We start from the raw sequence: 24,390 nt of genomic DNA, 5'->3' as shown, positions 1-24,390 counted from the left end.
GTGTAGCGGGCGGGCGTGTGGCGGCCTTGCGTCCGGCGCGGGTTCGTGGCAGGCGGGAGAGGGAGGAGCGGGACGGTGGACGCGGTGGTGTGGCGCAATCGCGCGATGGTCCTCTTCGACCGCATTCCGCTGCCGGTCGCGGTGTGCGATCCGTACGGGGTGCTGCGTCTGGCCAACGCCGCGCTCGCCGCCGAGTGGGGGACGACACCGGGGCGGCTGAAGGGCCGTGAGCTGCTGAGTCTGTTCGTACCCCGGGACGGGACACAGGTCGACCGGATCGTCGAGGCGCTGAGGCTGCGGCGCCGCTCGCGCTACACGGTGGCGGTGACCTGGCGGGGCGCCGACGGGGTGGGCCGCAGCGGAGACCTGACGGTCGACCCGGTGAGCGAGACACCGAACGCGCTGCCCGATCTGCTGGTGATGGTGCGGGGGACGGGTGAGGCCCCGCGCCCCGCGCCCGCCCCCGCGCCGCTCCCCCCGCACGAGGGACGGATCCTCGCGCTGCTCGCCGCGGGCGCGACGACGGCGCGGGCGGCCCGCGAGACGGGCCTGACGACCGACGGAGTCACCTACCACCTGCGGCGCCTGTCGCAGCGGTGGGGCGCGGCCAACCGCACCGAACTCGTCGCCCGTGCCTACGCGTCGGGGGTCCTGGAGCCGGGGACCTGGCCGCCGCGGCTCAGGTCGTCCGGGCCGGGCACCCGCGCCCCGGAGGCGGACCCGGGCCCCTGAACCGTGCGGGCGGCCGCCCGCGGCGCGAGTGGTGCGCGGCGCGTTTCCCGGGCAGGCTCGACAGCACGGCCCGTGCCGGGCCCGGCTCTGGAGGGAGACCCCGTGAACGGCAACGACTCGTACGGCAGGAAGGGATTCAAGCGGTCCCGCAGCCACTTCGCCGACCGGATCACGGCCGACGGGCGGGACGGCTGGCCGGTGGAGGCGGGCCGGTACCGGCTCGTCGCCAGCCGGGCCTGCCCGTGGGCGAGCCGCGCGCTCGTGGTGCGGCGGCTGCTCGGTCTGGAGGACGCCCTGTCCCTGGCGGTCACCGACCCGATCCAGGACGACCGCAGCTGGCGCTTCACGCTCGACCCGGACGGCCGCGACCCGGTCCTCGGCATCCGTTACCTCAGTGAGGCGTACGACGCCCGCGAGAAGGACTACCCGGGCGGGGTCAGTGTGCCCGCGATCGTCGACGTACCGTCGGGCAGGCTCGTCACCAACGACTACCAGCAGCTCACCCTCGACCTGGAGACGGAGTGGACGGCGCTGCACCGGGACGGGGCCCCCGACCTCTACCCGGAGCCGCTGCGCGACGAGATCGACGCGGTGATGGAGGACGTGTACCGGGACGTGAACAACGGCGTGTACCGGGCCGGGTTCGCGACGGACCAGAGTGAGTACGAGGACGCCTACCGGGACGTGTTCCGGCGCCTGGACGCGGTGTCCGAGCGGCTCGCCGGGCAGCGTTACCTCGTCGGCTCCACGATCACGGAGGCGGACGTGCGGCTGTTCACGACGCTGGTCCGCTTCGACGCCGTCTACCACGGCCACTTCAAGTGCAACCGCAACAAACTGACCGAGGACCCGGTCCTGTGGGCGTACGCGCGGGATCTGTTCCAGACGCCCGGCTTCGGCGACACCGTCGACTTCGACCACATCAAGCGCCACTACTACCAGGTGCACTCGGGCATCAACCCGACCGGGATCGTGCCGCTGGGCCCGGATCTCTCGGGCTGGCACACGCCGCACGGCCGGGAGCGGCTCGGCGGACGGCCGTTCGGTGACGGGACGCCGCCCGCCGCTCGATAGGGTCGGTGCGTACGTCCCGCCGGTCCCGGAGTCGCCATGTCCCGCCCTTACGTGCTGCTGTCCGCCGCCGTCTCGCTCGACGGCTGCCTCGACGACACCGGTCCCGAGCGGCTGCTGCTCTCCGGGTCCGAGGACTTCGACCGGGTCGACGCGGAGCGCGCGGCGAGCGACGCGATCCTCGTCGGAGCGGGGACGCTGCGCGCGGACCGGCCCCGGCTGCTGGTCAACTGCGCCGAGCGGCGCGCCCGGCGGGTCGTCGAGGGGCGGCCCGTGTACCCGCTGAAGGTGGCGGTCAGCGGGTCAGGCGACGTGGACCCCGGTGACCCGTTCTGGACGACCGGCGGCGAGCGGCTCCTCTACACGACGGACGACGGCGCGAGGCTCGCGCGCGCTCGCGTGGGGGGCGCCGCCGACGTGGTGGCGCTCGGCCCGGCGGTGGAGTGGGCGGCGCTCCTCGACGATCTCGGGGCGCGTGGCGTGCGGCGGCTGATGGTCGAGGGCGGGGCGCGGGTGCACACGCAGCTGTTGCAGCTCGGCTTCGCCGACGAACTGCGGCTCGCCATGGCCCCGTTGGTGGTCGGTGAGCCGGACGCGCCCCGGCTGTTCGGTCCCGGTTCGTACCCGGGCGGGCCGCGCGGGCGGATGCGGGTGCTGGACACGGAACGGGTCGGCGACGTGATCGTGACGCGGTACGCGCCGACCGTGCCCGGCGCCGGGTCCGTGGCCACGGCGGCGGACCGGCACTGGCTGCGGACCGCCTGTGAACTGGCCGAGGAGTGCCCGCCGTCCGGGACCGCGTTCAGCGTCGGCGCAGTGATCGTCGCGGCCGACGGCACGGAGCTCGCGCGAGGCCACTCGCGGGAGGCCGGCGACCCGGTCGTGCACGCGGAGGAGGCCGCGCTCGGCAAGCTCGACGCCGCCGATCCGCGTCTCGCGACCGCCACCGTGTACAGCAGCCTGGAGCCGTGCGCGCGCCGGGCGTCGCGGCCGAGGCCGTGCGCGCGGCTGATCGTCGACGCGGGGGTGCGGCGGGTGGTGACGGCGTGGCGGGAGCCGGACACGTTCGTGCCGGGCGCCGACGGGATCGGGGTGCTGGCCGGGGCGGGCGTCGCCGTGGCGGAGGTGCCGGAGCTGGCCGACGCGGCCATCCGCCCCAACCGGCACCTGGTCGCCCCCGCGGCGGATCAGGGGTAGCGGCTCGCGCGCTCGCCCGGCCGTGACGACGAGCCGGCGCGGACCGGTGCGGACCTTCGCCGCCGGGCGGCGCCCCGCTGTACGACCACGACGGCGACGAGACCGAGCGCGAGACCGAGGCCGGTGCGCACGCCGAACGGTTCGCCGAACATGAGCGCGCCCCACACCGCGGTCACCGGTGCCATCAGGAACATCAGGGTGTTGACCTGGGTCAGTCCGCGCCGGCGGAGCACGAGCCAGTACAGGCCGTAGCCGCCGAACGTCGACAGACCGACCAGCCAGGCGATCGCGAGCCAGAAGGACGGCTCGGCGGGGGGTGCGACCTGGCCCGCGGCGGCGGCGAGGGCCGTGAAGACGACGGCGCTGGTGGCGCAGTGGACGGTCAGGGCGGCCATCGGTTCCACGCGCGTGGGTGAGCGGCTCTCCACGAAGGTGGCGGCCACCAGGGCCAGCATGCCGCCGAAGGGAATGAGGTAGGCCCATCCCGCGACGCCGGTGGCCGCCGCCGCGTCGGCCGTGGTGACGACGGCGACGCCGGCCACGCCCAGGCAGAGGCCGAGCCACTGCCGCGCGGTGACGTACTGCCGCAGCAGCGGTCCCGCGAGCGCGCCCGCGACGAGCGGCTGGACGCCGTCGATCAGCGCGGTGGTGCCGCTGGAGACGCCGAGCTGGATGGCGTAGTAGACGGTCAGCAGGTAGCCGCTCTGCGACAGGGCGCCGACGACGGTCTGGCGTCCGATGTCGCGTGGCGTCAGACCGCGCCACCAGCGCCGTCCCGCGGTGGCGGCGACGGCCCCCAGGACGAGCGCGAGGGGCAGGAACCGCCACATCAGCGTGGTCACGGCGCTCGCCTCACCGGCGCCGAGTTTGGCGCCGATGAAGCCGGAGCTCCAGGTCAGGACGAAACCGAGAGACATCAGGACGTTCATGACGTGGACACCACCTCATCCATCAGGGGGAAGGTATACAGATCGGTTTACTGGGCTGATTATACAGATCGGTTTACTATGGGGGCATGCGTATGACTGCGACCCCGACCCCGACCTCGGCGCCCCTGACCGTCGACCCCGACCGCACCGATCTGACCCCGGCGGCGCGGCGCGTCCTGGAGACCGCCTCGCGGCTGTTCTACGAACGCGGCATCCACGCCGTCGGGGTCGACCTGATCGCGGCGGAGGCGGGCGTCACGAAGAAGACGCTCTACGACCGGTTCGGCTCGAAGGAGCGGATCGTCGTCGACTACCTCGTCACACGCGACGCGCGCTGGCGGGCCTTCCTCGCCACGCACCACGCCCCGGCCGCACTCTCCCCGGCCGAGCGGGTGCTGGCCGTCTTCGACGCGTCGAAGGAGTGGATGGCCGAGCACAGCGGCAAGGGCTGCGGCATGATCAACGCGCACGCCGAGATCAGCGATCCGGCACACCCCGCGTACGCCGTGATCACCGGGCAGAAGCAGTGGATGCTGGAGTTGTTCACCCGGCTCGCCGAGGACGTCGCACCGGACGCGGCACGGGAGTTGGGGCGCTCCCTGATGCTGCTGCACGAGGGTGCCCTCGTCACGGACGGCCTCGACGTGCTCCCGGACGCGTTCGGGCGGGCCCGTCGCCTCGCGGCGTTCCTCCTCTGCGCGGCACAGGAGACGCGATGAGCTGGGAGCCGGACGCCCCCGGCGTGCTGCGCCTGCCGTCGGGGCGGCTGGTGCGCGGCCGCGCGCTGCGCGAACCACTGCCGCCGGGCTCCGCACCGGCGTATGGCGTCTACCTTCTGGGCACTCCACCGGCGCCGGTGGAGTGGGAGTCCACCTGGCTGCGCTGGCCGGACTTCCGGCTGCCGTCCGACGCCGGACGCGCGCGCGTGGTGCTGCTCGACGCGTGGCGCAGGGCCGCCGGCGAGCGGGTGGAGCTGGCCTGCGGGGGCGGCCGGGGCAGGACCGGGACGGCGCTCGCCTGCCTGGCCGTCCTCGACGGGGTCCCGGCCGCCGACGCCGTCGCCCACGTGCGCCGCCACTACGACCGGCGCGCCGTGGAGACGCCGTGGCAGAAGCGGTTCGTACGCCGGTTCCCGGCCGCCGGAAATTGAGTTGCGGCCGGCGGTGGCCCGCTGCGCATCATGGGCGGGCCACGTCCTCGCCGGTTCAGGAGACCCGCATGCGCCGATTCCTCGAAGCAGTTCAGCGACCCCGCCGGACCACCGCTTTCGAGGACTCGACCTTCCATGCAGACCACGCAGGTTCGCACGACCCTGAACATCGGCATTCTCGCCCACGTCGACGCCGGTAAGACCAGCCTCACCGAGCGGCTCCTGTTCGACACGGGCGCCATCGACCGGCTCGGCAGCGTCGACGGCGGGGACACCCGCACCGACACCGGTGCGATCGAGCGGCAGCGCGGCATCACCATCCGCTCGGCCGTCGCCGCGTTCACCGCCGGCGACACACAGATCAATCTCATCGACACCCCAGGCCACTGCGACTTCATCGCCGAGGTCGAGCGGGCCCTCGACGTGCTCGACGGGGCCGTCCTGCTGATCTCCGCGGTGGAGGGCGTACAGGCGCAGACGCGCGTGCTCCTGCGGACACTGCGGCGGATCGGGCTGCCCACGCTCGTCTTCGTCAACAAGATCGACCGGGCGGGCGCGCGGGTCGCGCCGCTGCTCGACGACGTCAGGCGCCGGCTCACCCCGCACGTGGTGCCGCTCACGGACGTGCGGGACGCCGGCACGCCGCACGCCACCGTCACCGCCCGCCGCCTCGACGACCCGGCGGTACGGGACGAGGTGGCCCGCACTCTGGCGGAGGTCGACGACACGATGCTGGCCGCGCTCGTCGACGGGCCGCCGCCGCACGCCGACACCGTACGCGCCGCTCTGGCGGCCCACACCGGTGACGGATCCCTGCATCCCGTACTGTTCGGCTCCGCGATCGGCGGCCAGGGGGTTCTTCAACTGGTGGACGCGGTGCGGGCGTTCGTGCCCGCGGCCACGAGCACCGGGGTCGCGTCGGCGCGGTCGGCCGGCACCGTGTTCGCGGTGCGACGCGGACCCGGCGGGGAGCGCGTCGGCTGTCTCCGCCTGTACGAGGGCGAGGTGAGGGCCCGGCAGAAGGTGGTGTTCCTGCGGCGCGACGCCGAGGGCGGCACCGAGCGCATCGCCGCACGGCTCACCGCGGTCCGGGTCGTCGGCGCCGAAGGGGAGACCGCCGGGCCCGGCCAGATCGCCGAGGTGCGCGGCACGGCCGGGATCCGGGTGGGTGACCGGCTCGGTGAACTCCGGGGTGAGCAGGCCAGGTTCGCGCCGCCGACCCTGGAGACGCTGGCCCGCGCCGTCCGGCCCGGACAGGGCGCCGCCCTGCGCTCGGCCCTGCTCGACCTCGCCGGCCAGGACCCGCTGATCCACGCCCGCCCGGAACCCGACGGCAGCACCGCGCTCCTGCTGTACGGGGAGGTGCAGAAGGAGGTGCTGGGGGCCACGCTGGCCCAGGAGTTCGGCATCGAGGCGGAGTTCGAGCCCAGCCGGATCCGCTGCGTGGAGCGTCCCGTGGGTACGGGCGAGGCGGTCGAGGAGATGGGTCACCGCAGCACGACCGGGCTGCCCGCGACCGTCGGTCTGCGCATCGAGGCGGGACCGCGCGGCTCCGGCCGCGTCTTCCGGTACGAGACCGAACTGGGCGCGCTCCCCCGGGCGTTCCACCAGGCCGTCGAGGACACGGTGCACGCCACCCTGGCGCGGGGCGGGCCGTACGGCCGGCCCGTGACGGACTGCCGGGTGACGCTGGTCCGCTCGGGGTTCGACTCCCCGGTCAGCGTCGCGGGCGACTTCCGGACCGTGACCGCGCTCGTGACCCGCAAAGCGCTGGAGCGGGCCGGCACGCGCGTCTTCGAGCCGGTGCACGCCTTCGAGGTGGAGGTTCCGCTGGACGCGCTCGCTCCGGTCACCGCGCAACTGGCTTTTCTGGGCGCGGAGTTCGGGGAGACGACCGGCGGGCGGGAGACCTGGCTCGTGACCGGGGAGCTGACGGCACGCCGGGTACGGGAGATGGAGCTGGCACTGCCGGGGCTCACGCGCGGCGAGGGCGTGTGGTGGTCGCGGGTGTCGGGCGACCGTCCGATCCGGACGTCCGGGGCGCCGCCGAAGGCGTGATCACTGGATACGGTGGAACTAGGCCTCCTAGAAAGGAGGTTCCGTCATGACGTCGAGAGCTGTGGCACTGCCCCGTTGGGCGAAGCTCGTGGGTGTACTCGTCGTGGTGCTGGTGCTCGTCTTCACCGGGCTGCGCCTCGTGCACCGGCTGGACGACGTGTTCGGTACCGAGACGCACGACCGGTCGGGTCCCGCGCTGCTCAAGTCGGTGCGCGATATGAGCCGTTACCAGGCCGCGTCCGGGAACTTCCAGGTCGTGGTCGATCTGGAGAAGGACACCAAGTACCTCCCGGACGCGATCCGCGGGTCCCGGACTTTGTACATCGGGGCCGGCAGCGTGGACTCGTACGTGGACCTCGGGAAGATCGGCTCGGGGGACGTGCGGGTGAACGACGAGCGGACGTCGGCGACGCTGAAGCTGCCGCACGCCCGGCTCGGGACCCCCGCCCTGGACACGGACCGCTCCTACGCCGTGTCGAAGCAGCGGGGCCTCCTCGACCGGCTCGGTGACCTGTTCTCCGACAACCCGAACGACGAGCGGGCCGTACGCAAGCTCGCCGCCCGGCACATCGGGGAGGCGGCGCGGGACAGTGGCCTCACGGCCCGCGCCGAACGCAACACGACCGACATGCTGAAGGGGCTGCTGCACTCCCTGGGCTTCAAGGACGTCCGGGTCTCCTTCGACGCGTGAGCCCGGGCTCCGTCAAGGGGGGGGCGGCGCCCGTCAGGGCCGCGTCGCGATGATCACCGTGGCGTAGAGGTCGTCGTCCCGTACCACCCGCGGCCGCAGACCGGCGGAGCGTACCGCCGCCTCCGCGGCCGCGGCCTGGTGTTCGCCGGTCTCCACGAACAGGTGGCCGCCGGGTGCCAGCCAGCGCGGCGCTCCGGCGCTCACGCGCCGTAGGACGTCGAGCCCGTCGGCGCCGCCGTCGAGGGCCATGAGCCGTTCGTGGTCGCGGGCCTCGGGCGGCAGCAGGGGCACGTCGCCGGTGGGGACGTACGGGCCGTTGGCGACCAGGATGTCGACGCTGCCCGCCAGTTCGGCGGGGAGCGGTTCGAACAGGTCGCCCTCGTGCACCTCACCGCCGAGCGGCGCGATGTTGCGCCGGGCGCAGACCACCGCCGCCGGGTCGAGATCCGCCGCGTGCAGCCGCGCGGGGCGCCGGTCGGCAAGCACGGCGGCGACCGCCCCGCTGCCGCAGCACAGGTCGACGACGACGGCGTCGGGCGGGCAGAGGGCCAGCGCCTGCCGGGCCAGGAACTCGGTGCGCCGGCGCGGCACGAAGACGCCGGGGTCGACCGTGATCCGCAGCCCGCAGAACGCGGCCCAGCCCACGACGTGTTCGAGCGGGAGTCCGGCGGCGCGGCGCTCGACCATCGCGGTCAGTTCGGCCGCGTCCCGGGCGCTGGAGAGCAGGATGCGCGCCTCGTCCTCGGCGAAGACGCAGCCGGCTCGGCGCAAGGCTGTGACGACGGGCGCAGGGTCGACGGAAAGGGGCGCCGAGGGGAACAGGAGGGAAGGGGACGACGGGGGGAGCGACATGACTGATGTATGACCTCTCGGGAAGCCGATGGGGCTCCCGGGCGTCGGACGGCCGCCGTCCCGCTCAGAGGGGGCGGACGGTGCGTACGACAGGAGAAGGGAGCTCCCGACCTGACACAGCGGCGATCGGACTCACCTCCTCGGTCCCTCGTGGTACTGGTGGGACCGGTCACACTACCGCACCGTATTAAGTGTCAGTTTCCCGCCGGTGATCTCCCGCACGCGACCAGTCCGGAGCACGGCGGCGGCACGACGCCTCACCGCTCACTTCTGCACCAGCCGCTCCAGGAGCAGGGTCGCCTCGGCGAGGGTGCGCCGCTCGGCCGCGTCGAGTTCGGAGGCGAGCGCCTGGGTGAGCCAGCCGTGCTTGGCGGCCCGCACGGAGGCGAGCGTGGCGCGGCCGCTCTCGGTGATCGACATGACGGACTGGCGCCCGTCGTTCGGGTCCGGGGAGCGCGCCACGAAGCCCTGGTCCTCCAGGGCGCCGATCGTCAGCCGCATGGACTGCGGCCGTACGTACTCGGAGCGGGCGAGCGCGGCGGTGGTGGCGGGCCCTTCCGTGTCGAGGCGGGCCAGGACCGTGCGCTGCGTGGGGGTGAGGAGGCTGTCCGGCGACGCGCTGCGCAGCCGGCGCGAGAGCCGGCCGACGACGGTGGCGAGATCGGCGGCGACCTGCTCGGTGGGGGGCTCCGCGGCCGTGGGTCCGTGCGTTCCTGACATATTCCCACCGTAAGAGGTAGACAGGCAGCCTTGCAAGTTTTCCTTGCGATTACGGCGGTGCGGGAGGCGTGCGGGGAGCCGGGGGTCAGATCTCCAGGGCTCCGAGCAGGGCTCGCGCGCACAGGTCGCGCACCTGCGCGCGGGTCAGCTCGGGCTCGTCGAGCCAGTCGAGGCAGACGGTGACGAGGAAGGCGAGCCAGCCGCGCACGGCGAGGCCCAGCGCGACCGGCCCCGGGAGCCGGTCCACGAGCTGCGGGTCGGCGGCGAGCGCGGCCATGATCTGCGCCTCGTGGGCGGCGAGGCCCTCCCGGTACACGGTGCGCACGGCGGGGTCACCGGCCGCCTCGGCGCGGTGGAAGGCCCGAAAGCCCTGCGCGTGCGTGGCGACGTACTCCAGGAAGGTGTCCAGGCCGGTGCCGAGCTGGTCGCGGACCGGGACGCCGGGGACGGCGGCGGTCAGCCGCAGCATGCGTGTGCTCTCGCGACGGACGACGGCGGCGAAGAAGTCCCGCTTGGTCGGGAAATAGTGGTACAGCAGACCGCGCGAGACACCGGCGATCTCGGCGACCTGCTCGATCCAGACGTCGTCGTAGGGATCGCGCGCGAACAACCTGGCGCCCACCGAGAGCAGTTGCTCCCGGCGCTCCTCGCTGCTCAGCCTGCGCCGGGTCCGCTCCCCCGACGTCCGCGCTCCCCCTCGCTCTGCGCTCATGCGGGCACCCTACTGGACGTTCCTCCGCTTACTTGACGTCGGTTCAACAACGGGACCACACTGAGGCGCGTTGTTGAATTCACGTCCAACAAGGCGGTGGCGCGGACTCAACCGGCCGGTCGCGCAGGGGAGATGGGCACGATGGCGCAGATGACGCAGGTGGCCGAGGGCGTGCTGCCGCGGGGTTTTCGCGGCGCCGAGCAGGGCTGGCCGCGCCTGGACCGGATACCGCACCCGCCCCGCCGCGTACCGCTGATCGGCGATGTGTTCGGCGCCGACGTCCGCACGCCGCTCCAGGACTCCATGCGGATCGCGGCCGAGCTGGGTCCAATCTTCCGGCGGAAGGCGTTCGGCAAGGAGATCGTCTTCGTGGCGGGCGCGGAGCTGGCGGCGGAGCTCGCGGACGAGTCGCGGTTCGCCAAGCACGTCGGGCTCGGGGTCGCCAACCTGCGTCCTGTGGCGGGCGACGGGCTGTTCACCGCCTACAACCACGAGCCCAACTGGCAGCTGGCGCACGACATACTGGCGCCCGGCTTCAGCCGCGAGGCGATGGCGGGCTACCACCCGCTGATGCTGGACGTGGCGGGTCGGCTGACCGCCGCGTGGGACGCGAGTGCGGCGGCCGGGCGGAGCGTGGACGTGCCCGGGGACATGACGAAGCTGACCCTGGAGACGATCGCGCGGACCGGCTTCGGGCACGACTTCGGTTCCTTCGAGCGCGACTTCGACAAGGAGGGCCCGCATCCGTTCGTGACGGCGATGGTGGGCGCGCTGTCGTTCGCCCAGCGCCGCAACGTGGTGCCGCCGCTGCTCTCCCCGCTGCTGCGCGGCGCGGAGAAGCGCAACGCCGCGGATCGCGCCTACCTGGACCGCGCCGTCGACGAGATCATCGCCGCGCGCCGCGCCGCGGGCGGTGGCCCCGGCGACCTGCTCGACCGGATGCTGGAGGTGGCGCACCCCGAGACGGGCGAGCGCCTCGCGCCGGAGAACATCCGTCGCCAGGTGATCACCTTCCTGGTCGCCGGGCACGAGACGACGTCGGGCGCGCTGTCGTTCGCGTTGCACTACCTCGCGCAGGACCGTGCCGTGCTCGCGAAGGCGCGGGAGGAGGTCGACCGGGTCTGGGGCGACACGCCGGTGCCCGCTTACGAGCAGGTGGCCAAAGCGCGGTACCTGCGGCGGGTCCTGGACGAGTCGCTGCGGCTGTGGCCGACGGCTCCGGCGTTCGCGCGGGAGGCCGTCGCCGACACGACGCTGGGCGGGATCCACCCGATGCGGCGCGGCGCCTGGGCGCTGGTCCTGACGACGATGCTGCACCGGGACCCGGCGGCGTGGGGCGAGAACCCGGAGGTCTTCGACCCCGAGCGGTTCGCGCCGCAGGCTGTACGGGCGCGCCCCGCACACGTCTTCAAGCCGTTCGGCACGGGGGCCCGGGCCTGCATCGGCCGTCAGTTCGCCCTGCACGAGGCCACGTTGGTCCTCGGCCTGCTGCTGCGCCGCTACGACCTGCACGCGGAGCCGGGGTACCGGCTGCGGATCGCCGAGCGGCTGACACTGATGCCGCGCGATCTGCGGCTGCGCCTGACGCGCCGCTGATCCGGCGCGGCCGGGCGACCTGCGTCCCGGCGCTACTCGTCCGACGCCGACTCCATGGACGCCACGTCGAGGACGCCGTCGAGCTCGGCCAGCACCGCGACCAGTTCGGGGACGCCGGCGGGGCCCTCGATCTCCATGCGGACGGCCATGGTGCCGGGGCGGTCGGCGCCCTGCTCCCATTCGGTGCGGTCGGTGCGCAGCTCCACGACGCGAAAGCCCCGGCTCGTGCACTCCTCCAGGACCCGGGTCAGGACGCTGCTGCCGACCCGGTAGGCGAGGTGCAGGCCCGTGCGCCGCTCGGTGGCCAGGGCCGGGACGCGCCGGGTCAGCCAGGGGTATCCCCGTACGACGAGGAAGTGACAGGCCGTCGCGGCGAACGCGAGCAGGGGCAGTCCGCCACCGCAGGCCATCCCTATGGCGCAGGTCAGCCAGATCGTCGCGGCCGTGGTGAGGCCCCGGACGGCGTCCCTTCGTACGAAGATGAGCCCGCCGCCGATGAACCCGATACCGGAGACGACCTGCGCGGCGACCCGGGACGGGTCGAGCGACACGCCGTCCAGGCCGAGCACGGAGTTGAAACCGTGCTGCGACACCTCCATGAACAGGGCGCTGCCGACGCCGACGAGCGTGTGCGTGCGCAGCCCCGCGCTCTTCTGCTGCACGGCGCGCTCCGCGCCGATCAGGGTGGACAGGACCAGCGCGAGCCCCAACTCGGCCAGCTGCCGCACTCCTTGACCCGCCGCCGGATCGAACAGGGGAAAGGCGAGCGACGACAAAAGCGGATCCCTCCTGACACGTTCTCGGCCCCGCCGGGCGGACCGGGGTCTCCACGAGGCTAGCGCTGCCCCATTGGAGAGGGATTGTCAGACCCGTGCGCAAGAGTGGGAACATGAACGGGATCAGGAACAGCGACCAGCAGAGCAGGCAGCCGAAGAACCCCGAGCTGGCGGCGGCGCAGGCGTGTCTGCGGCTGCTGCACACGGCACGCGCCGCGCTCTCCGGCACCGAGCCACCCGCGACCGCGACCGTCCTCGCCGCGCCCATCGCGGAGGCCGACGAGGCGCTGCGCCGGGCGGGCCTCGCGGGCAACGAGGCGCGGCTGCTGGAGCGGATCTACGACCTGGGCCCCGGGGCGCAGGCGCCGTAGGATCCGAAGGCCGTCGCATAGGGGGAGTCGACGGGTCGCGCCGGGCCGGGCACTCCCCCGTGTTCGTCACCCGATCTGTCAGGAGACCCAGTTGACCGCCTCCTTCGATGCCACGGACGCCGACGCCCTCGAACCCGCCGCGCTCCCCGCCGATGCCTCCGTGGCGCACCTTATCGACCCCTCGGGCGGCTGCCCGCACGCGCGGAACGCACGGCTCAGGGAGCGTGGTGCGCTCGCCCCGGTCGTGCTCCCCGGTGACGTGCCCGGGATGCTCGTCCTCGGCCACGACGCGCTCAAGGAGTTCCTCGCGCACCCCGATGTCGCCAAGGACGCCCGGCATTTCACAGCGCTGACCGAGGGGCGGATACCGCCGGGCTGGCCGCTGCGCACGTTCGCGACGGTGCGCGGCATGACGACGGCCGACGGCGACGACCACCGGCGACTGCGGTCTCTGGTGAGCCGCGCGTTCACGACGCGGCGGGTGGAGGAGCTGCGGCCGCGCGTCGAGCGGCTCGTCGACGACCTGCTCGACGGGGTCGCCCGGCAGGCGGCCGCGGAGGAGGTGGTGGAGCTGCGGGCCCGGTTCGCGCTACCGCTGCCGATGCGCGTCATCTGTGAACTCTTCGGCGTGGACGAGGAGTTCAGAGACCGTCTGCATCACCTGTCGAGCCAGGTCGTCTCCACGGGCACCACACCGCAGGAGGCCATCGACGCCAACAGGGAGATGGTCGCGGTGCTCGCGCAGGTGGTCGCGGCCCGGGCGGCGGACCCGGGGGACGATCTCACCAGCGCGCTCATAGCGGCGCGCGAGGAGGGCGGTGACCGGCTGAGCCAGGAGGAGCTGATCGGCACGCTCATCCTCTTCGTCGTCGCCGGGCACGAGACGACGCTGAACCTGATCACGAACGCGGTACGGGCGCTGTGCGGGCACCGCGACCAACTCGGCCTGGTGCGTGCCGGGAGCGCGTCGTGGCCGGACGTCGTGGAGGAGACGCTGCGCTGGGACAGCCCCGTCAGCTACTTCCCGTTCCGCTACCCGACCCGGGACCTCACCATCGACGGGACGGTGATCCCCCGGGGCACGCCCGTGCTCGCCGGATACTCGGGCGCGGGCCGTGACCCGGCGGCCCACGGCCCGGACGCGGACCGCTTCGACCTCACCCGCAAGGCGGGCAGCCGGCACCTCTCGCTCGGGCACGGCGCCCACTACTGCCTGGGGGCGCCGCTGGCCCGGCTGGAGGCGACCGTCGCCCTGGAGCGGCTGTTCACCCGGTTCCCCGACCTCGATCTCGCCGTGCCGGACGAGGAGCTTCCCGCGCACGCCGGTTTCGTCGGCAACAGCGTCCGGCGGCTGCCGGTCCGGCCGGGCCCCGAAGCACGTGAGCGGTGACACCGGCCGCCCGGATGACCTGAGCCGCGCCCGCGCCGACGCCTGCCCGGCCCGCATCGGCGCCGCGCGCCCGGCCGCGCCGACCGCCGGGGCGCCGCGGGACTTCGAGGGCGCCTGGTACCACCGCGCCTCCCCCGCCTCCCACTTCACCCGGCCCCTGGTCTGTTCGCCGCTGACCGAGGGCGGCCGGATCACATGCAGCGGTCATACGCTCACGACGACGGCCGGCGCGGAGCGCACGCATACCGAACTGCCGTCGGACGCGGCGGCCCTCTGCGCCTACGACCAGTACGTCGGTCTCGGCCTGGACCGCCTCCCCGCGGAACCGGACCCCGCCGAGGACTGACCCCGTCCCCCGCCCGCTGGTTATGCTGCGGCCGAAGCGTTCAGCGAAGCGCTCAAACGAACAGCAGTCGTGAGGGGGCCCTCAGCATGCGCGAACCGGTCGATCTCAGGCGGCAGCGGATCCTCGCTGTCGTGCAGTCGCGCGGCGCGACCCGGGTCAGTGATCTCGCCGTGGAGCTCGCGGTGTCGGTGGTGACCCTGCGCCGCGACGTGGAGGAGCTGGCCCGCGAGGGCAAGCTGCGCCGTGGTCACGGGGTGGCCCGTCCGGTGCTGCCGGAGGCCGAGCGGGCCGAGGGGCCCGTGACGCCCGCGCCGCCCCCGGCCGACGGCGGCCCGGTCGCCGTCGTCGTACCCGAGCGGCACGCCTACTTGTACGAGACGCTGCACGGCGCCCGCACGGCCTTCGAGGAGGCCGGCATCCGCATCGCGCTGCACATCGCGCCGACCGCACCGGGCGCCGAACAGCCCATCGTGGAGCGGGCGTTGGCGGAGGGCGCGCGGGGGCTGCTGATCGCGCCGCGCTGGCGCAGCAGCGCCACGGAGGAGGCGGACTACGCCTGGCTGGCACGGCTGGAGGTGCCCGCCGTCGTGATGGAGCGCAGGCCGCGGCGCGGCAGCGCGCTGCACGCCCTCGACACCGTCTGCACCGACCACTGGTACGGCATCCATCTCGCCGTCGAGCACCTCACGGACCTGGGGCACCGGCGTATCGTGCTCGCCGCGCGCGACGACAGTCCGACGGCGCGCGCCATCCGGGCGGCCTTCGCCGACATAGCGGCGGCCCACCCGGACGTCGACGCGTGGGAGGTCGCTCTCAGCTCGCCGGGCGCCGCCCCCGATCCCGTGGCGGAGAGCGCCCAGCGGGCGATCGAACTCCCGGCTCTGCTCAGGGAGTCGGGGGCGACGGCCGCCGTGCTCCATGGCGACGTGGACGCGCTGATGCTGGTGCAGTCGCTGCGCGACAGCGGGGTACGGGTCCCGGAGGACTGCTCGGCGATCGCCTACGACGACGTGGTCGCGGCGCTCGGCAGCACGCCGCTGACGGCCGTGTCGCCGCCGAAGGCGGATGTCGGCCGGGCCGCCGCGGAGTTGCTGCTGCGCCGGCTCGCCGACCGGGCGTCCGGCGGCTCCCCGGGGCCGGTGCGCCGGATGGAGCTGTTGCCCGAGCTGAAGGTCCGCGGCTCGACCCGGGCCCCGGGCGCCTCCGGGCCGACCTCCGCTCACGAATGATCGTTTGACCGTTTAATTCTCTTCTGATCGATCTATTGACCAGGTCCGCTCAGCCGATCAGTATTCCCGTGACTCGAACACGCAGGAGCCGCGGGAGGCGCCCATGCCTGGTCGACAGAGCCGTCGATCCGTGCTCGCCGCGATCACCGCGCTGCCACTGACGGGCGCCCTGAGCGCCTGCGGCGGAAACGACAGCGCGTCATCCGGGAGCAGCAGCAAGTCCGGTACCAAGAGCACCAGAGGCACCACCACCATCACATTCTGGTCCGCTCTGCGCGGCAGCCAGGAGGTCGTGGACGCGTTCAACAGGACGCACGATCGCATCCAGGTCGATTTCGAGCAGATCCCCTCCGGGCCGGCCGGCGGATATCTGAAGCTCAGCAACGCGGCCCGGGCGGGCAACGCCCCGGACGTCGCCACGATCGAGTACCCCCAGGTGCCCGGGTACGCCATAGACGGCGTGGCCCGCGACATGACGGACATGATCAGCGACAGGCTCCGGGCGAAGCTGCTGCCGCAGGCCCTCGCCCTGACCACGTTCGAGAACCGCACCTACAGCGTGCCGCTCGACGTCGAACCGATGGTGCTGCACTATCGCGAGGACCTCTTCGACAAGTACGGCCTGGACCTTCCGACCACCTGGGACGAGTACGCGGACCTGGCCCGCGCCGTCCGGCGCACCGGTGGCGACCGCAAGGTCACCATCTTCGCCACGGACATGGGCCAGTTCTCGGGCTGGGCCTGGGCGGCGGGCGCCCAGTGGTTCGACACGTCGAAGGGCGCGTGGAACGTCTCGCTGGCCGACGCCGCCACCCGCCGCGTGGCCAGGTACTGGCAGCGGCTCATCGACGAGGACCTCGTCTACGTCAACTCCCCCAACAGCCGCGCCAACGACGCCCAGAACGCCAACGGTCTGATCCTCACCCGGCACAGCGGCGCGTGGGAGGCGGGCGCGCAGATGAACGCTCACCCCGAGGGGAAGGGCAAGTGGCGCATCGCCCCGCAGCCCCAGTGGGACCCGGCGAAGCCCCGGCTCGGCACCAACGGCGGCTCGACGTTCACCGTCACCAAGGACAGCAGGCACCCCGAGGCCGCCATGGAGTTCATCGAGTGGCAGGTCTCGCACCCCGACGCCCTCAAGGCCCGGCTCTCCAGTGGCGCGAGCAGCCAGTACCCGGCCGTGACCGAGCTGATCGGGGTGGGACGCGCCGCTTTCGACCGGGCGTACTACGGCGGCCAGGACATCTACACGCTGTTCGAGCAGGAGGCCCACAAGATCGGGGACAACTGGACGTGGGGCCCTCGTATGACGGCGACCGGCCAGGTGATGCAGGACGCCTTCGCCCGCGCGGCGGCCGGCTCCGGCACGCTCGAGTCGTCGATGCGCGCCGCGCAGGACGGCACGATGCCCGACCTGCGGGCGCTCGGTCTCACCACCACCCAGCACACCACGTGAACGCCCGCACCGGACAAGGCAGGTGACTTCGATGACCGCGACAACCCATGCCCCCGCGGCGGCGTCCGCGCCCCCTCGGGCGGCCGGCGTCTTCGGGCGCAAGGCGCAGCGTGCGGCCAAGCGGCGCCGCGGGGGCGCCGCGGGCGTCCTGATGGCCCCGTTCTTCCTCCTCCTCACGCTCGTCTTCCTGCTCCCGGTGGGCACGGCGGTGTGGCTGAGCTTCTTCAGCGACGACCAGCCGGGCCTCGGCTTCGGCCCGGAGCGTACGGTCTTCGTCGGCCTGCGCTCGTACACCTCCGTGCTGACGGACCCCTCGTTCCTGTCCGGGCTCGGCACGGTGGCGCTGTACTGCGTCATCTACATCCCGCTGATGACGGTCGGCTCGCTGACGCTGGCGCTGCTGCTCGACTCCGGCGTCGTACGGCTGCGCTCCTGGGCCCAGCTGGGGCTGTTCCTGCCGCACGCGGTGCCCGGCATCATCGCCGCGCTGATCTGGCTGTACCTCTACACCCCCGGCATCAGCCCGATCATCGAGGTGCTGGGCAAGGCCGACATCACGGTCGACTTCCTCGGTCTGCACACCGCGGTGCCGTCGATCGTGAACATCGCGCTGTGGAGCAACCTCGGCTACAACATGGTCATCTTCTACGCGGCCCTGCAGGCGGTCCCCCGCGAGGTGCTCGAGGCGTCGGTGGTCGACGGCGCGGGCCCGGTGCGCACCGCGCTCCAGGTGAAGGCGCCGCTCGTGCGCTCCTCCATCGTCATGGTCGCCATGTTCACCCTGATCTGGGCCCTGCAACTGTTCACGGAACCGGCACTGCTCCACCAGGGCTCGCAGATGATCGGCGCCCGCTTCTCGCCGAGCATGTACATCTACGACGCGGCCTTCAGCCGTAACAACTACTCGCTCGCGGCCGCGGCCTCGGTGATCCTGCTGCTCATCACGATCGCCGTCTCCTTCGGCGTCACCCGCTGGACCAATCGCGTCAACTCGGCCGAGGAGAGCGCCCGATGACCACCGCCGAGCTGAGCAGGTCCACCCTGCTCCGCCCCCGCCTGCTGGGCCGGGCGACCGTCAACGTCGTCGTCGCGATCTCCGTCCTCTACACGATGCTGCCCGCGCTGTGGCTGGTCCTCGCGGCGTCGAAGTCCCGCGACGCCCTGTTCAGCAGCAGCATCCTGTCGTTCAGCGACTTCTCCTTCGTCCAGAACGTCAAGGACCTGTTCGCCATGGACGGCGGCCTCTACAGCCGCTGGTACGGCAACAGCCTGCTGTACGCGGTGCTCGGCGCGGCGATCGGGTCGATGGTCAGCGTCGCGTGCGGCTACGCCTTCGACAAGTACCACTTCCGCCACAAGGAGAAGCTGTTCGGCCTGGTCCTGGCGGCGGTCATGGTGCCGCAGACCGTGCTCGCGCTGCCGCTGTACCTGATCGCCTCCGAGACCGGCGTCGTGAACACCTTCTGGTCGGTGTTCGTCCCGGTCCTGTTCAACCCGTTCGGCGTGTACCTGGGCCGCATCTTCGCCCAGGGCTATGTGCCCGACGAGGTCCTGGAGGCGGCACGGGTCGACGGCGCGGGCGAGCTGACGACGTACGTCCGGGTCGCCCTGCGGATGCTCGGCCCGGGCCTGGTCACCGTCTTCCTCTTCCAGCTCACCACGATCTGGAACAACTTCTTCCTGCCGATGGTGATGCTCTCCGACCAGGACCTGTACCCCGTCAGCCTCGGTCTGTTCCAGTGGAACAGTCAGGCGACCGTCTCTCCCGAGTACTACCCGGTGGTGATCATGGGCTCGCTCCTGGCGGTGCTCCCCCTTGTCCTCGCGTTCATCCTCCTCCAGCGGTTCTGGCGCTCCGGCCTGACGGCGGGGGCGGTCAAGTGAGCCGACCCCGCGTGGCGCTCGCCATGTCCCCCCAGGCCGCGGCGGCCGTCTTCACGCCACGGTCCATGGCCGCGCTCACCAAGGTCTGCGACCTGGCGCCGCTGCCCGTCCTCGACGACCTGACGAGCGCGCGGGCGCGGCAGGTACTCGCCGGCGTCGAGGTCCTTGTCACCGGATGGGGGTGCCCGCGGCTCGACGCTGAGGTCCTCGCGGCGGCGCCGCGCATCAAGGCGGTGGTGCACGCGGCCGGTTCGGTGCGCGGGCACGTCACCGACGCCTGCTGGGAGCGGGGCATCGAGGTCACCTCGGCCGCCGCCGCCAACGCGCTGCCGGTCGCCGAGTACACCCTCGCGATGCTCCTGCTGCACGGCAAGCACGTCCTGGAGCGGGCCCGCGACTTCCGGCGGGACCGCGCCCGCGGCGAGTGGCTGCTCACCTCGCACGAGGTGGGCAACTACCGCCGCACCGTGGGCCTGTTGTCGGCCTCGCTGATCGGCCGCCGCGTCATCGAACTGCTGCGGCCCTTCGACTTCGAGGTCCTCCTGCACGACCCGTACGTCTCCCCGGCGGAAGCCGCGGCGCTGGGCGTGGAGTGGGTGGAACTGCCCGAACTGTTCACGCGCAGCGACCTGTTGAGCGTCCACACACCCCTGCTGCCGGCCACCCGCGGGCTGGTCAGCCGTGGCCTGCTCGCCTCGATGCGGCCGGGCGCCACGCTGATCAACACCTCGCGCGGCGCCGTCGTCGACCAGGAGGCGCTCACCGACGTGGTGCGCGCGGGCCGCATCCGGGCGGTGCTCGACGTCACCGACCCCGAAGTGCTCCCCGCCGACCACCCGTTGTGGGACTGCCCGAACGCTCTGATCACCCCGCATCTCGCCGGTTCCCAGGGCAGCGAGTGGGAGCGGCTCGCCGACACGGCCGTCGGCGAGGTGGCCCGGTGGGCCGCGGGCGACGGTTTCGCCCACCCCGTACGACGCGAAAGGCTGGCGTTCCTGGCATGAGCATCCCCTTCGAACTTCCCGCGGAGGACCGGGCGTTGAGCCCGTACACCGGCTACACCCGCGCCCACTGGGAGGCCGTCGCCGACGGGCTGCTGGGCGCCGCCTGGCGCTGGGCCACTCCGCGGGGCGCGCTGCTCGACCTGCCGGGCCGCCCCTCCGCGTCAGGGGTCCGCTCGGACGGCCTCGAAGGGTTCGCCCGTACGTTCCTGGCGGCCGGGTTCCGGGTCGCGGGCGCCGACGGCAAGGACCCGCACGGCTGGCTGGAGCGGTACGCGAGCGGCCTCGCCGCGGGCACCCGGACACCCGGCGCGGACGACGCCGAGTCGTGGCCGCTGATCCTCGACCACCATGTGCAGGGCCAGCCGATGGTCGAGTCCGCGTCGGTGGCGCTCGGCCTGATGCTGACGCGGCCGTGGCTGTGGGACCGGCTCGACAGCGACGTACAGGACCGGACGGAGGCGTGGCTGCGCGGCGCGGTCGACCACACGCCCGCCCCCAACAACTGGTACCTCTTCCCCTTCATGGTGGCGTCGTTCCTGGAGTCCGCGGGCCGCGGTGACGCGGCGACGGCGCGGGCCATGGAGCGGGCACTCGGTCTGATGGAGACGTGGTACCGCGGCGACGGCTGGTACGCGGACGGCGACGGGCGGGCCTTCGACCACTACAACGGCTGGGCGCTGCACCTGTACCCGATGCTGCACGCCCACCTGACGGGCGACGCCGAGCTGTCGGCCCGCTTCGGCCCCCGGCTGCGCGAACACCTCGAAGGCTTCTCCCTGCTCTTCGGCGGGGACGGGGCGCCGGTCCACTTCGGGCGCTCGCTCACGTACCGGTTCGCGGCCTCGGCGGCGGTCGGCGCCGGAGCGGTCACCGGGCACACCCCGCTGACGCCCGGCACGTCGCGCCGTCTGATCAGCGGCAACCTGCGTTACTTCCTGGACCGGGGCGGCGTGACGGACGACGGTCTGCTGAGCCTGGGCTGGCACGGCCCGCACACCGCCACGCTCCAGCCGTACTCCGGGCCCGCGTCCCCGTACTGGGCGTCGAAGGGTTTCGTGGCGCTGCTCGCGCCGCAGGACGATCCGCTGTGGACCGCGACGGAGGAGGCGGCCCCGAGCGAGGGCCCCGACCGGGTGCTCGCGCTGCCGGCGCCGGGGCTGCTCGTGCAGTCGACCCGGGCCGACGGGATCGTACGGCTGCACAACCACGGCAGCGACCATGTCCGGCCGCACGAGGGCGAGTTCGCGGCACAGGACGACGCGCTCTACGGCCGTCAGGCGTACTCCACGCACACCGGCCCCACGTCCCGGGCCAACATCGCGGACAACCACCTGTCGGTCGAGGTCGGCGGCGCCGGGAGTGTCCGGCGCCGGATCCATCCGCTGGGTGCGGGCCAGGGCGACGGATGGGGCTGGGCCGCCTCCTGGCACCGGCCGGTGTTCGCGGCCGGGCCGCCGATGGTGCCCGGGCTGCGCGTGGAGAGCGTGACGGTGGCGCGGGGCCGCCACGAGCTGCGGGTCCACCGGGTCGTCGGCGCCCCGCGCGGCGCCCGGGTGACGCTGACGGGGTGGGCCACGGAGGCGCTCCGCTCGGAGCTGGTGGGGGTGCACGGGTGGGGTGAGCAGGACTCGGTGCGGGCGCCCGAGGGGACGGCCTATGAGGGGTGGGTGCGGGTGCCCAGGCTCACGGCCGGTGTCGAGGGGAGCGGGGTGTTTGTGGCGCTGGCCTGTCTTGGCGGGGAGTCCGAGGTGCCGCTTGCGGAGGCGGTGACCAGAACGAGGTTCTTTGGCGGGGAGTTGACGGTGTGCTGGGCCGATGGGTTCGAGACCGTCGTGGGGTTCGAGCCGCTGCGCGTCCAGTGCGGGTGAGTGGGGGCTGGTCGCGCAGTTCCCCGCGCCCCTGGCGGGGTTGAGGCGGGGGCGTGTCGGGAGCGCGGCCCCTACTCGGTGCGTCCCCGCGCCCCTGGCGGGGGCGCGGCCGCGGCGGAGTCGCTAGGCGATGGGGTCCCGTGATCCTGACGGGGGCGCGGCCACGGCGGCGTCGCTAGGTGATGGGGGCCCGTGCTTCTGGCGGGGCCAGCTGTGCTTGTACGGCCGGGGCGTAGCGCCGCACCAGTTCCTCGATGGGCGCGGCCCGTACCTGCGGGCCGCGGGCGATGCCGTACATGACGCCCAGGCCGAGCAGCATCGAGACGGCCAGTTCGGCGCGCAGGCCCGCGTCCTCGCCGGTGAGGCGGCCTGCGAGGGCACCGCTGACCTGGGCGCGGAAGTTCGCCCGGAGGATCTCGCCCTGCTCGCCCTGGAGCGGGGCGAAAACGATGCGCAGGATCGGGTCGGCGCCGCGCTCGGCCTGCCCGGTCAGGACGTGGCGCACCAGGTGGGCGCCCAGGCCGTCCAGGGGCGCGTCGAGGAAGGTCTCCACGTCGGCCTCGAAGTTCATGACGCCGGAGAACAGGGCATCCTTGTTCCCGAAGTACTTGAGGATGAGCGGCGGGCTGACACCGGCCCGCTCGGCGACCGCCTTGAGGGTGATGTCACCGTGCGCGTGCCGGGCGAGCAGATGCCGGGCGGCCCGCACGATGGCGGCCTTGGTCGCCTCGGCGTCGCGGCGCCTCGTGCCCGGCCCCCGCTGCCGTCCCCGTCCCTGTTCCTGTTCCCGTTCCCGGGGGTACGCCGTGGTCATCAACTCAGGGCTCCCTTCGTCGTGGCCGCCCGGGGGGCCACGCCCGCGTCCGTGTCCTCGCGCGCCCGGTCGGACGGGACGGCCAGGGCGACGGCGGTGGCCACGAGCGCGACCGCACCGGCCATGGTGAAGGCGAGCTGGTAGCCGGGGAGGGTCGGCACCTCGGCGCCGTCCACGCGGGTCGTGTGGTGGACGAGGACGGCGGCGACGGCGGCGCTGGAGACGGCCTGGCCGATGGTGCGCATCAGGACGTTGACGCCGTTCGCGGAGGCGGTCGCGCCGGACGGGACGGCGCGCAGGATCAGCGTGGGCAGTGCCGAGTAGGCGAGGGTGGTGCCGGTCGAGACGACGGCGGCGCCGACGAGGATGACCCACAGGTCGGTGCTGTCGGCGATGCGCACCGCGTAGCCGAGCGCGAGCACGACCCCGCCGACGGCGAGCGTGACGCGGGGCCCGCGCGCGGCGGAGACCCGGGCGGAGACCGGGGAGAACAGCAGCATGATGACGCCGCTGGGCAGCATGCACAGGCCGGTCGCGACGATGGAGAGACCGAGCCCGTAGCCGGTGGCGACGGGGGCCTGGACGAGCTGTGCGGTGACGAGGGAGTTGGCGTAGAACGCGAAGCCGGTGAAGAGCGCCGCGACGTGTGGAAGGCCCACCCGGCGTCCGACGGCGAGCCGCAGGTCCACCAGTGGTCGTGCGGTGCGCAGTTGCTGCCACGCCCACAGGCCGAGGATCACGACGGCGGCCGCGAACAGGCCGACGACCCGGGCGCTGCCCCAGCCCCACTGACCGCCCTGGGAGACGCCGAGCAACAGGCTGCTCAGGCTGGCGGCGAGACCGAGGGTGCCGAGCGCGTCGAAGCGGCCCGGTGATCTGACGGGTGATTCGCGCACCGCCCACCAGGCGAGCGCGAGGCCGAGCGCGCCGAGGGCGCTGGTCGCCCAGAACATCACGTGCCAGTTGGCGTACTGCACGATCAGCGCGGCCAGCGGCAGTCCGAGGGCGGCGCCGATCCCGACGGTGGAGCTCATCAGGGCGACGGCGGAACCGGTGCGGTGCGGCGGGAGTTCGTCGCGCAGGATGCTGATGGAGAGCGGGACGACGGCCGCGGCGGCGCCTTGCAGAGCGCGGGCCGAGATCAGGACCCGGATGTCGGAGGTGACCGCGCACAGCACGGAGCCGCAGGTCATCAGGGAGAGGGCGATCAGCAGGACGCGCCGCTTTCCGTACATGTCGCCGGCCCGCCCGAGGACGGGGGTGAGGACGGCGCCGGCGAGCAGGGTCGCGGTGACCGTCCAGGAGACGGCGGCGGGGGACGCGCCGGTGAGCCGGGGCAGGTCGGGCAGGAGTGGCACGACGACGGTCTGCATAACCGCCATGAGGATGCCGCCGAAGGCCAGTACAGGCACGGTGAGGCGCTCGCGCAGGCGCGGCGCCGCGGGCAGCGGGGCGGTGGCGGAGGGCATGGGTCTCCTGCTCGGGGACGCGGCCGGCGGGCCCGGCGTCGTGGAGTCCGGGTGAATCAGCATTCACTCGTGAGG

General features: G+C 73.2%; 24 protein-coding genes. 17 read left to right on the top strand and 7 right to left on the bottom strand.

Going from position 1 to position 24,390, the window contains the following annotated elements:
• Window positions 1-105 precede the first annotated feature (105 nt).
• The 3 genes from ACZ45E_RS29975 to ACZ45E_RS29965 all read left to right on the top strand — a co-directional run bounded on the left by ACZ45E_RS29975 (window position 106) and on the right by ACZ45E_RS29965 (window position 3,000).
• Window positions 106-732, top strand: a complete 627-nt coding sequence (locus ACZ45E_RS29975) for a PAS domain-containing protein (protein ID WP_468226630.1) — start codon at window positions 106-108, stop codon at window positions 730-732.
• 72 nt (window positions 733-804) lie between these two features.
• Window positions 805-1,806 (top strand): glutathione S-transferase family protein, encoded by a 1,002-nt coding sequence (locus tag ACZ45E_RS29970; protein ID WP_468226471.1) that lies wholly within the window; start codon window positions 805-807, stop codon window positions 1,804-1,806.
• A gap of 36 nt (window positions 1,807-1,842) precedes the next feature.
• Window positions 1,843-3,000: a dihydrofolate reductase family protein gene (locus ACZ45E_RS29965; protein ID WP_468226468.1), complete on the top strand. Its 1,158-nt coding sequence runs from the start codon at window positions 1,843-1,845 to the stop codon at window positions 2,998-3,000.
• On the opposite strand, the gene ACZ45E_RS29960 is transcribed toward ACZ45E_RS29965, so the two are convergent.
• The gene (locus ACZ45E_RS29960; protein ID WP_468226466.1) at window positions 2,991-3,929 is read right to left on the bottom strand and encodes a DMT family transporter; all 939 of its coding nucleotides are present in this window, start codon (window positions 3,927-3,929) and stop codon (window positions 2,991-2,993) included. The two genes, ACZ45E_RS29965 and ACZ45E_RS29960, sit on opposite strands and share 10 nt — an antisense overlap.
• 92 nt (window positions 3,930-4,021) lie before the next feature.
• On the opposite strand from ACZ45E_RS29960, the gene ACZ45E_RS29955 reads away from it, so the two are divergent.
• The 4 genes from ACZ45E_RS29955 (at window position 4,022) to ACZ45E_RS29940 (ending at window position 7,828) form a co-directional block, all read left to right on the top strand.
• Window positions 4,022-4,648, top strand: coding sequence for a TetR/AcrR family transcriptional regulator (locus tag ACZ45E_RS29955; RefSeq protein ID WP_468226628.1), 627 nt, complete (start codon window positions 4,022-4,024; stop codon window positions 4,646-4,648).
• Complete coding sequence (locus ACZ45E_RS29950) at window positions 4,645-5,079, top strand: protein-tyrosine phosphatase family protein (protein ID WP_468226464.1); 435 nt, start codon at window positions 4,645-4,647, stop codon at window positions 5,077-5,079. Before ACZ45E_RS29955 ends, ACZ45E_RS29950 begins: the two co-directional genes overlap by 4 nt.
• 135 nt (window positions 5,080-5,214) lie before the next feature.
• Complete coding sequence (otr(A), locus tag ACZ45E_RS29945; protein ID WP_468226462.1) at window positions 5,215-7,137, top strand: tetracycline resistance ribosomal protection protein Otr(A); 1,923 nt, start codon at window positions 5,215-5,217, stop codon at window positions 7,135-7,137.
• A gap of 46 nt (window positions 7,138-7,183) precedes the next feature.
• The gene (locus ACZ45E_RS29940; protein ID WP_468226459.1) at window positions 7,184-7,828 is read left to right on the top strand and encodes a DUF4230 domain-containing protein; all 645 of its coding nucleotides are present in this window, start codon (window positions 7,184-7,186) and stop codon (window positions 7,826-7,828) included.
• Between the two features lie 33 nt (window positions 7,829-7,861).
• Here the strand turns inward: ACZ45E_RS29940 and ACZ45E_RS29935 are convergent, their stop codons facing one another.
• From ACZ45E_RS29935 to ACZ45E_RS29925, 3 genes are all read right to left on the bottom strand, one after another.
• Window positions 7,862-8,680: a putative protein N(5)-glutamine methyltransferase gene (locus ACZ45E_RS29935; protein ID WP_468226457.1), complete on the bottom strand. Its 819-nt coding sequence runs from the start codon at window positions 8,678-8,680 to the stop codon at window positions 7,862-7,864.
• A 264-nt stretch (window positions 8,681-8,944) separates the two neighbouring features.
• A complete protein-coding gene (locus tag ACZ45E_RS29930) occupies window positions 8,945-9,400 on the bottom strand; it encodes a MarR family winged helix-turn-helix transcriptional regulator (RefSeq protein ID WP_468226455.1) in 456 nt (151 codons plus the stop codon).
• Window positions 9,401-9,485: 85 nt separating this feature from the next.
• Complete coding sequence (locus ACZ45E_RS29925; protein WP_468226452.1) at window positions 9,486-10,112, bottom strand: TetR/AcrR family transcriptional regulator; 627 nt, start codon at window positions 10,110-10,112, stop codon at window positions 9,486-9,488.
• Window positions 10,113-10,253: 141 nt separating this feature from the next.
• On the opposite strand from ACZ45E_RS29925, the gene ACZ45E_RS29920 reads away from it, so the two are divergent.
• Complete coding sequence (locus ACZ45E_RS29920; protein ID WP_468226449.1) at window positions 10,254-11,708, top strand: cytochrome P450; 1,455 nt, start codon at window positions 10,254-10,256, stop codon at window positions 11,706-11,708.
• Between the two features lie 32 nt (window positions 11,709-11,740).
• Here the strand turns inward: ACZ45E_RS29920 and ACZ45E_RS29915 are convergent, their stop codons facing one another.
• Window positions 11,741-12,484 carry an MgtC/SapB family protein gene (locus ACZ45E_RS29915; RefSeq protein ID WP_468226448.1) on the bottom strand — a complete coding sequence of 248 codons (744 nt, stop codon included), beginning with the start codon at window positions 12,482-12,484 and terminating at the stop codon, window positions 11,741-11,743.
• Window positions 12,485-12,597: 113 nt separating this feature from the next.
• Between ACZ45E_RS29915 and ACZ45E_RS29910 the strand changes: the two genes are divergently transcribed.
• The 9 genes from ACZ45E_RS29910 to ACZ45E_RS29870 all read left to right on the top strand — a co-directional run bounded on the left by ACZ45E_RS29910 (window position 12,598) and on the right by ACZ45E_RS29870 (window position 22,032).
• Window positions 12,598-12,855, top strand: coding sequence for a hypothetical protein (locus ACZ45E_RS29910; protein WP_468226446.1), 258 nt, complete (start codon window positions 12,598-12,600; stop codon window positions 12,853-12,855).
• 160 nt (window positions 12,856-13,015) lie between these two features.
• Window positions 13,016-14,245: a cytochrome P450 family protein gene (locus tag ACZ45E_RS29905; RefSeq protein ID WP_468226625.1), complete on the top strand. Its 1,230-nt coding sequence runs from the start codon at window positions 13,016-13,018 to the stop codon at window positions 14,243-14,245.
• Window positions 14,235-14,591, top strand: coding sequence for an arylamine N-acetyltransferase (locus ACZ45E_RS29900; protein ID WP_468226443.1), 357 nt, complete (start codon window positions 14,235-14,237; stop codon window positions 14,589-14,591). Before ACZ45E_RS29905 ends, ACZ45E_RS29900 begins: the two co-directional genes overlap by 11 nt.
• An 86-nt stretch (window positions 14,592-14,677) precedes the next feature.
• Window positions 14,678-15,820, top strand: a complete 1,143-nt coding sequence (locus ACZ45E_RS29895; RefSeq protein WP_468226440.1) for a substrate-binding domain-containing protein — start codon at window positions 14,678-14,680, stop codon at window positions 15,818-15,820.
• A gap of 103 nt (window positions 15,821-15,923) precedes the next feature.
• Complete coding sequence (locus ACZ45E_RS29890; RefSeq protein WP_468226437.1) at window positions 15,924-17,276, top strand: ABC transporter substrate-binding protein; 1,353 nt, start codon at window positions 15,924-15,926, stop codon at window positions 17,274-17,276.
• Between the two features lie 31 nt (window positions 17,277-17,307).
• Window positions 17,308-18,291, top strand: coding sequence for a carbohydrate ABC transporter permease (locus ACZ45E_RS29885; protein WP_468226435.1), 984 nt, complete (start codon window positions 17,308-17,310; stop codon window positions 18,289-18,291).
• Entirely contained in the window at window positions 18,288-19,160 is an 873-nt protein-coding gene (locus ACZ45E_RS29880) for a carbohydrate ABC transporter permease (RefSeq protein ID WP_468226432.1), read from the top strand. The genes ACZ45E_RS29885 and ACZ45E_RS29880 overlap by 4 nt, the downstream gene beginning before the upstream one ends.
• Window positions 19,161-19,183: 23 nt before the next feature.
• Window positions 19,184-20,164, top strand: coding sequence for a hydroxyacid dehydrogenase (locus tag ACZ45E_RS29875; RefSeq protein ID WP_468226623.1), 981 nt, complete (start codon window positions 19,184-19,186; stop codon window positions 20,162-20,164).
• Complete coding sequence (locus ACZ45E_RS29870) at window positions 20,161-22,032, top strand: DUF2264 domain-containing protein (RefSeq protein ID WP_468226431.1); 1,872 nt, start codon at window positions 20,161-20,163, stop codon at window positions 22,030-22,032. Before ACZ45E_RS29875 ends, ACZ45E_RS29870 begins: the two co-directional genes overlap by 4 nt.
• A gap of 175 nt (window positions 22,033-22,207) precedes the next feature.
• Here ACZ45E_RS29870 and ACZ45E_RS29865 read toward each other — a convergent pair whose 3' ends face one another.
• Window positions 22,208-22,846, bottom strand: a complete 639-nt coding sequence (locus tag ACZ45E_RS29865) for a TetR/AcrR family transcriptional regulator (protein ID WP_468226428.1) — start codon at window positions 22,844-22,846, stop codon at window positions 22,208-22,210.
• Window positions 22,846-24,315: an MFS transporter gene (locus tag ACZ45E_RS29860; protein WP_468226426.1), complete on the bottom strand. Its 1,470-nt coding sequence runs from the start codon at window positions 24,313-24,315 to the stop codon at window positions 22,846-22,848. Before ACZ45E_RS29860 ends, ACZ45E_RS29865 begins: the two co-directional genes overlap by 1 nt.
• Between the last annotated feature and the right edge of the window lie 75 nt (window positions 24,316-24,390).

This window comes from Streptomyces sp. NPDC030991, assembly GCF_055571235.1.
This window is presented reverse-complemented; position numbering and strand designations above follow the sequence as displayed.